We start from the raw sequence: 7,546 nt of genomic DNA, 5'->3' as shown, positions 1-7,546 counted from the left end.
CGGCCTCGATCTGGTGGACAAGGTGGTCGGGGTCGATCAATCGCCGATCGGGCGGACCCCCCGGTCGAACCCGGCGACATACACCGGGGTCTTCGACCACATCCGCAAACTGTTCGCCGCCACCACTGAGGCCAAAGTGCGCGGCTACCAGCAGGGCCGGTTTTCGTTCAACGTGAAGGGCGGACGCTGCGAGGCGTGTGCCGGCGACGGCACGCTGAAGATCGAGATGAACTTCCTGCCGGACATCTATGTGCCGTGCGAGGTATGCAAGGGGGCCCGGTTCAACCGCGACACGCTCGAGGTGCACTACAAAGGCAAGACGATCGCCGACGTGCTCAACACGACGATCGAGGAGGGTGCCGAGTTCTTCGAGGCGATCGCACCGATCCACCGACACCTGAAGACGCTGGTCGACGTTGGCCTGGGTTACGTCCGGCTCGGGCAGCCGGCACCCACTCTGTCGGGCGGCGAGGCGCAGCGCGTCAAGCTGGCCTCGGAGCTGCAGAAACGGTCGACCGGCCGGACGGTGTACATCCTGGACGAGCCGACCACCGGCCTGCACTTCGCCGACGTCGAGAAGCTGCTGGGAGTGATCAACGGTCTCGTCGACAAGGGCAACACGGTGATCGTGATCGAGCACAACCTCGACGTGATCAAGTCGGCCGACTGGGTGATCGACATGGGGCCCGAGGGCGGCGATGGCGGCGGCACGGTGGTGATGGCGGGCACGCCGGAGGAAGTGGCGGCGCATGCGGGCAGCCACACCGGCAAGTACCTGCAGCGGCTGCTGCCTTCGTAGCCAGCCTACAGAACCGGGCTTTCCAGGCCTACAGGCCCCCGGTGGCGTGCTCCCTACGATCCCCGCACCACAACACGGGTCCAGGGAGCAGCAACAATGGGAATCATCACCACCATCATCGTCGGCTTCATCGTCGGCCTCATCGCGCGCGCGCTCAAGCCGGGCAATGACCGCATGGGCATCATCTTCACCACCCTGCTGGGCATCGCCGGCGCCCTCATCGCCGGGTTTCTGGGCCAGGCACTGGGCCTGTACCGGGCCGGCGAGCCGGTCGGCTGGATCGCCTCGGTCATCGGCGCTGTTGTGCTGCTGTTCGTGGTGGGCATGGTGCGCGGCCGCGCGCGGGTTCGCTAAGCCCGACCCGCTACCAGCTTCAGGCCTTCGCCGCTTCCAGCAGATCCCGCGTGCGCAGCGCCTCGCGCCGCGCGGCCTGCGCGAAGTCTTGGCCGCTCGACGCATACAGGATGGCGCGCGACGAGTTCACGATGATCGGCGCGTCCTCGCGCCAGCCGGCCTTCACCGTCGCCACCGCATCGCCGCCCTGCGCCCCGACGCCCGGGATCAACAGCGGCATGGTCGCAGCGATCGCGCGCACCCGCTCGATCTCCGCCGGATAGGTTGCGCCCACCACCAGTCCCAGCTGCCCGTTGAGGTTCCACGGACCTTGCGCCAGCCGCGCCACGTGTTCGTACAGCAGCGGCTGGCCGTCGACCGAAGCCAGCCGCTGGTTCTGCAGATCGTCGCCGCCCCGGTTGGAGGTCCGGCACAACAGGAAGGCGCCCTTGTCCGGCGACTTCAGGTACGGCTGCACCGAATCGAATCCCATGAAGGGCGACAGCGTCACCGCGTCGGCCCCGTAGCGCTCGAACGCCTCGCGCGCGTACTGCTCCGCGGTGGAGCCGATGTCGCCGCGCTTGGCGTCCAGGATCACCGGCACCTGGGGGTGGTTGGCCTGCAAGTGGCGCATCAGCCGCTCGAGCTGGTCTTCGGCGCGATGGGCGGCGAAGTAGGCGATCTGCGGCTTGAAGGCGATGGCCAGGTCGCCGGTGGCATCGGCGATGCGGGCGCAGAAGTCGTAGATACGGCTCGGGTCGCCCCGCAGGCCGGCCGGGAACCGCGTCGGCTCGGGGTCGAAGCCCACGCACAGCATCGAGCCGTTGCGCGATTGCGCCGCGCGCAGCATGTCGAGGAAAGTCATGCGCCAATTGTAGGGAGCCGGCATTCGACCACAATGGCGCCCAATGCAAGCCCTCTCGCGCCAGCAACTGGTCCTCCTGGTCCTCCTGACCATCGTCTGGGGCGTCAACTGGCCGGTGATGAAGGTCGGCGTCACCGGCTACCCGCCGCTGACCTTCCGCGCGCTGTCCATGTGGCTGGGGCTGCCGATCCTGGCCGGCGCCCTGGTGGTGCTGAAGGTGCCGTTCACCGTCCGGCGCGGCCAGTGGCGCGAGGTGCTGGGACTGGCCGCCGCCAACATGTTCGTGTGGCACCTGTGCATCATCCTGGCGGTCCAGACGCTCTCCAGCGGACGGGCCGCCATCCTGGGTTACACCATGCCGATTTTCTCGGCCGTCATCGGGGCGCTCTGGTTCGGCGCCGCCCTGACCCGGCGTGCCTGGCTCGGGGTCGGGGCGGCGGCGATCGGCGTCGCGCTGCTGCTGTGGCACGAACTGACGCAGCTGGCCGGCCGGCCCACCGGCGTGCTGCTGGCGCTGGTGGCCGCCGCCACCTGGGCGGTCGGCACCCAGCTGCTGCGCCGCACCAGGCTCGACCTGCAGACCTTGACCATCACCTTCTGGATGACGGCCATGACCACGGTCGTGATGACGGCGGCGGCGCTGCTGTTCGAATCGTCGCAGTGGCGCCTGCCGCATCCCGCCGCCGCCGGCGCCATCGTCTTCAATGCGATCCTGATCTTCGGCTTTGCCCAGGCCGCCTGGTTCGCGCTGGCGCGCGGCCTGCCGCCGCTGGCCTCGACCCTCAGCGTGATGCTGATCCCGGTGCTGGGCGTGTTCAGCGGCGCCCTGTGGCTGGGCGAGGCGGTGCATTGGCAGGACTGGGCCGCCGTGGTGCTGATGACGGTGGCGATCGCCTCGGTGCTCTGGCCCGCGCGCACCCGTACCTTGTAGTGCGGCAAGATGGCTTGTTTCCAGGCCAGCTGTAGGACAGAACCGCAAACCACGGACTGCGGGTGGCTCCAATGTGCGTCGTCGGGATAATGGGCGGTTTGCCCCACACCACCAACATGCCGGTCGCCCCACGTGCCGACGCGAACCTCGAGCAACGCCTGCAGCTGCTGATCGACGCGGTCGTCGACTACGGCATCTTCGTGCTCGATCCCCAGGGCCACGTGGTCTCCTGGAACTCCGGCGCCTGCAAGCTCAAGGGCTACACGCGCGACGAGATCGTCGGCCAGCATTTCTCCGTCTTCTATCCGCCCGAGTCGGTCGCCTCCGGCTGGCCCCAGGAAGAATTGCGGCTGGCGCGCGAGCGCGGCCGCTTCGAGGACGAAGGCTGGCGCGTGCGCAAGGACGGCAGCCTGTTCTGGGCCAACGTCGTCATCACGGCGCTGCACGACCAGACCGGCGAGCTGGCCGGCTTCGCCAAGATCACCCGCGACCTGACCGAGCGCCGCGCGCACGAGGAACAGCTGCGGGTGAGCGAGGAGCGGTTCCGGCTGCTGGTGGAGAGCGTGCGCGACTACGCCATCTTCATGCTCGACCCGCAAGGCCACGTCCTGAGCTGGAACGCCGGGGCCCAGGCCATCAAGGGCTACCTGGCGCACGAGGTCATCGGCCGCCACTTCAGCGACTTCTACACCCCCGAGGACAAGAGCGGCGGCAAGCCGGAACACGAGCTGGCAACCGCCCGCGAACACGGCCGGGCCGAGGACGAAGGCTGGCGGGTGCGCAAGGACGGCACCATGTTCTGGGCCAACGTCGTGATCACCGCCGTGCACGGGGCCGGCGGCGCGCTGATCGGGTTCGCCAAGGTCACGCGCGACATGAGCGAGCGGCGCCGGCTGGAGGAACTGGAGCGCTCCAGCCGCCGCATGAACGAGTTCCTGGCGATGCTGGCCCATGAGCTGCGCAATCCACTGGCGCCGATCCGCAACGCGGTCACCATCATGCAGCTGGAGACGCTGAGCAGCCCGGTGCTGCGCAACTGCCGGGACGTGATCGACCGCCAGCTCACGCACGTGACGCGCCTGGTCGACGACCTGCTGGATGTCGGCCGGCTGACCACCGGCAAGATCAAGCTGCGCACCGAGCTGGTCCGCTTTTCCGAGGTCGTCTCGCGCAGCGTCGAGACGGCCCGCCCGCTGATCACCGCCCGCCGCCATGTGCTGGAGATCGAGCAGCCGGCCGAGCCGGTCTACGTCAACGGCGACTCGACCCGGCTGTCGCAAGTGCTGCAGAACCTGCTGGTGAACGCCGCCAAGTACACCCCGGAAGGCGGCCGCCTCCGGCTGAAGGTGCAGCATGTCGGCAGCTTCGTCGACGTGATCGTGTCCGACACCGGCCGGGGGATCGCGCCGGACAACCTGCAGCGCATCTTCGAGCTGTTCATGCAGGCCGAGTCGGGCACCGCGGCGCCGGTCGACAGCGGGCTGGGCATCGGCCTGACGCTGGCCCGCTCGCTGGTGGAGATGCATGGCGGCAACATCAGCGCCGCCAGCCCCGGCCTCGGGCTGGGCAGCAGCTTCACCGTGCGGCTGCCCGGCGCCAACGGCTCGGCCGAAGCCGAGGCCGAGCAAGCCCGCAACGAGATCGGCTCCGGCCTGCGGGTGCTGGTGGTGGACGACAACCGCGACTCGGCCGACAGCGCCACCGACGTGTTGCGCCTGCTCGGCAACCAGGTGGAAAGCGCCTACGACGGCGAATCCGGCATCAAGGTGGCGCGGCGCTTTCGCCCCCACATGATCCTGCTGGACCTGGCGATGCCGGGCCTGGACGGCTACGAGGCGCGCAAGCGGCTGCTGGCGGCCGGAGGCCACGAAGAGGCGTTCTTCGTGGCCATGACCGGCTTTGGCAACGAGGAAGACAAGCGGCGCACCCGCACGGCCGGCTTTCACGCGCACCTGACCAAGCCGGTCGAACTCGACGCCCTGATCTCGCTGTTGAACGCGGCCCGGGCCGCCCGCAATGCGGACGCGCGGCCGACCTGACAACCTGACCGCCGTGTAGGACAGCGCTCATCGTTGAGCCAGCGCTCCGGTCTGCCGAGTTGCCCTTAAGATGCGCCTCTGGCGGGAGGTGCCATGCAGCGGCTCACGAGACTCACATCCAGACATCCTGCTTTCGTCATCCTGCCGCCGACCGACGCGGCGCCGACGATGTGAAAGCCGGCTGCGCCTTGGCCCGCGTACTCTTGGCGTTGTGCGCCGCGGCGCTGCTGCTCGCCAATGCGCCGGCCGCCGGCCAGGGCCTGGGCTTGGCCCGCGTGAGCGCGGTCAAGGCCGCCTTCCTCTACAAGTTCGGCAGCTTCGTCGAGTGGCCCGCCGGCGCCTTCCGCGCGCCAGGCGATCCGCTGGTGATCGCCGTGTTCGGCGACGAAGCCGTCGCCTCGGAACTCGAGCAGATCACGCAGGGACGCCGGATCGAGAGCCACCCGATCGTGGTGCGGCGAGTGCGCGACGCCGACGACGTGGGCACGCCGCACATCCTGTTTGCCGGCGGTCCGCGCGCGGCCCGGGCGCACGCGGTGCTCGCCGCCGTCCGCGGCGCGGTGCTGACAGTGGGCGAGCTGCCGGCTGCGGGGCGTTCGGGGGCAGTGCTCGACTTCACCGAAGACGAAGGGCGGGTGCGTTTCAACGCTTCGCTGACCGCCGCCACCAACCGCGGCCTGCGCCTGAGCGCGCGGCTGCTGGCGGTGGCGCAGGACGTGGAAGGCCGCTGATGAAGATTGCCGCCGCCCAGAGCATCCAGCGCAAGCTGAACCTGATCCTGCTGGCCACCGTCGGCCTGAGCCTGCTGCTGGCGGCGGTCGCCTTCATGACGCTGGAGGTGCGGCAGGAGTGGCTGCGGGCCCGGCAGGATCTTTCGACCCAGGCCGAGGTGATCGGGCTGGCCAGCGAGGCGGCGCTGGTGTTCGCCGACCGCCGGGTCGGCGAACAGACGCTGCGGGTGCTGCAGGCGCAGCCTGGGGTGATCGCCGCCGCCCTCTATGACGTCGAGGGCGGCCTGTTCGCCAGCTTCCGGGCCGACGAAGATCTGGCCGACGTGCCGGCGCGCACGCCCGGGCGCGGCATGCAGTTCGACGCCGAGACGGCCACCGTGGTGCGCAACGTCGTCTCCAACCGAGAAACCATCGGCGCCATCTACATCCAGAGCCGCCACGGCCTGATCGCCGAGATGCTCGAGTGGGCCGGCTGGATGGTGGCGGTTGCGCTGGCCAGCATGTTCGGCGCCCTGCTGCTGGCCAACCGGCTGCAACGCACACTGACCGGCCCGATCGAGGAAGTCAGCGAAGTGGCGCGGCGGGTGCTGGATGGCAACAGCTACGACATGCGGGCCACCAAGCGCAGCGACGACGAGGTCGGGCAGCTGGTCGACGCCTTCAACGCCATGCTCGACGAGCTGGGCGCCCGCGCCCGGGTGCTGCAGGAAGCCAACCAGGCGCTCGGCGCCAGCGAGGCGCGTTACCAGCTGGCCGCACGCGGCTCCAGCGCCGGCCTGTGGGACTGGGACATGGCGGCCGACACCATGTTCTATTCGCCGCGGCTCAAAGCCCTGCTGGGCTACTCGGAAGACGAGTTCCCCGACAAGCCGGCGTCGCTGACGCGCTTGATGCATCCGGACGATCGCCGTGCCGTGCTGGTCGCCCTGCGCGCCCACCTGGCCCACGACACGGCCTACCAGGCCGAGTGTCGGCTGCAGGAAAAGGAAGGCGCCTGGCGCTGGTTCATGGTGACGGGGATGGCGCTCAAGGGCGCCGGCGGCACGCCCTACCGGATGGCCGGCTCGCTGATCGACATCTCCGAGCGCAAGCAGTCCGAAATCCTGCTGCAGCAGTCGAATCGGGCCAAGGACGAATTCCTGGCGACGCTGGCGCACGAGCTGCGCAACCCGCTGGCGCCGCTGCGCACCGGGCTGCAGATCCTCCAGAAGCCGAACGCCCCGCCGGCGACGCTGGCGCGCACGCTGGCGACAATGGACCGGCAGCTCACGCACATGGTGCGGCTGATCGACGACCTGCTGGACATCTCGCGCATCAACAGCGGCAAGATCCGGCTGGAGCTGCAGCGCACCTCGCTGCGCCCGGCGATCCAGACGGCGCTGGAACTGGCGCGCCCGGCCATGGACGTGGCCGGCCATGCGCTGGCGGTGGAGTTGCCCGAGGCCGAGATCGAACTGCATGGCGACGGCACCCGGCTGGCCCAGGCCTTCGGCAACCTCCTGAACAACGCGGCCAAGTACACGCCGCCGGGCGGACACGTCGCGCTGCGGGCGTGGCAACAAGGCAACCGGGCGTGGGTCGAGGTGCGCGACGACGGCATGGGCATTCCGCAGGCGATGCTGGACAAGGTGTTCAGCCTGTTCACGCAGGTCGAGGAAGGCACCGAACAGTCGACCGGGGGCCTGGGCATCGGGCTGTTCCTGGTGCGCAGCCTGGTGCAGATGCACGGCGGCACCGTCACCGCCAGCAGCGGGGGGCCGGGCCAGGGCAGCACCTTCACCGTCTCGCTGCCTTGCCTGCCGCCGGCCGCCGCGGGCGCCGGCGCCGCTCCGGCCGCGGGCCTGGCCG

At 69.7% G+C, this 7,546-nt stretch carries 6 protein-coding genes and 1 pseudogene; 6 read left to right on the top strand and 1 reads right to left on the bottom strand.

All coding sequences use genetic code 11. From position 1 onward, the window contains the following. Together JWP65_RS16045 and JWP65_RS16040 are read left to right on the top strand one after the other, a co-directional pair. Window positions 1-799: pseudogene (locus tag JWP65_RS16045) on the top strand (excinuclease ABC subunit A); the annotation flags it as partial. Window positions 800-895: 96 nt separating this feature from the next. Beyond that, window positions 896-1,153, top strand: coding sequence for a GlsB/YeaQ/YmgE family stress response membrane protein (locus tag JWP65_RS16040; protein ID WP_299765487.1), 258 nt, complete (start codon window positions 896-898; stop codon window positions 1,151-1,153). A gap of 19 nt (window positions 1,154-1,172) precedes the next feature. On the opposite strand, the gene pyrF is transcribed toward JWP65_RS16040, so the two are convergent. After that, entirely contained in the window at window positions 1,173-1,997 is an 825-nt protein-coding gene (gene pyrF / locus JWP65_RS16035) for an orotidine-5'-phosphate decarboxylase (RefSeq protein WP_299765485.1), read from the bottom strand. A gap of 43 nt (window positions 1,998-2,040) precedes the next feature. On the opposite strand from pyrF, the gene JWP65_RS16030 reads away from it, so the two are divergent. The 4 genes from JWP65_RS16030 to JWP65_RS16015 all read left to right on the top strand — a co-directional run. Beyond that, on the top strand, window positions 2,041-2,928 hold the full coding sequence (locus tag JWP65_RS16030; RefSeq protein WP_299765483.1) for a DMT family transporter: 888 nt from the start codon (window positions 2,041-2,043) through the stop codon (window positions 2,926-2,928). Window positions 2,929-3,026: 98 nt separating this feature from the next. After that, on the top strand, window positions 3,027-4,967 hold the full coding sequence (locus JWP65_RS16025) for a PAS domain S-box protein (protein ID WP_299765481.1): 1,941 nt from the start codon (window positions 3,027-3,029) through the stop codon (window positions 4,965-4,967). Between the two features lie 188 nt (window positions 4,968-5,155). Further along, entirely contained in the window at window positions 5,156-5,698 is a 543-nt protein-coding gene (locus JWP65_RS16020) for a YfiR family protein (RefSeq protein WP_299765479.1), read from the top strand. Beyond that, the coding region (locus JWP65_RS16015; protein ID WP_299765477.1) for an ATP-binding protein at window positions 5,698-7,546 on the top strand (1,849 nt) is incomplete at its 3' end. The genes JWP65_RS16020 and JWP65_RS16015, both read left to right, overlap by 1 nt.

It is taken from the genome of Ramlibacter sp., from assembly GCF_028292805.1.
Taxonomy (GTDB): Bacteria; Pseudomonadota; Gammaproteobacteria; order Burkholderiales; family Burkholderiaceae_C; genus Ramlibacter.
This window is presented reverse-complemented; position numbering and strand designations above follow the sequence as displayed.

What these genes read in the sequence shown, in the direction of transcription:
- JWP65_RS16040 (WP_299765487.1), top strand. Translation starts at nt 896, where the DNA reads ATGGGAATCATCACCACCATCATCGTCGGCTTCATCGTCGGCCTCATC.
- pyrF (WP_299765485.1), bottom strand. Translation starts at nt 1,997, where the DNA reads ATGACTTTCCTCGACATGCTGCGCGCGGCGCAATCGCGCAACGGCTCG.
- JWP65_RS16030 (WP_299765483.1), top strand. Translation starts at nt 2,041, where the DNA reads ATGCAAGCCCTCTCGCGCCAGCAACTGGTCCTCCTGGTCCTCCTGACC.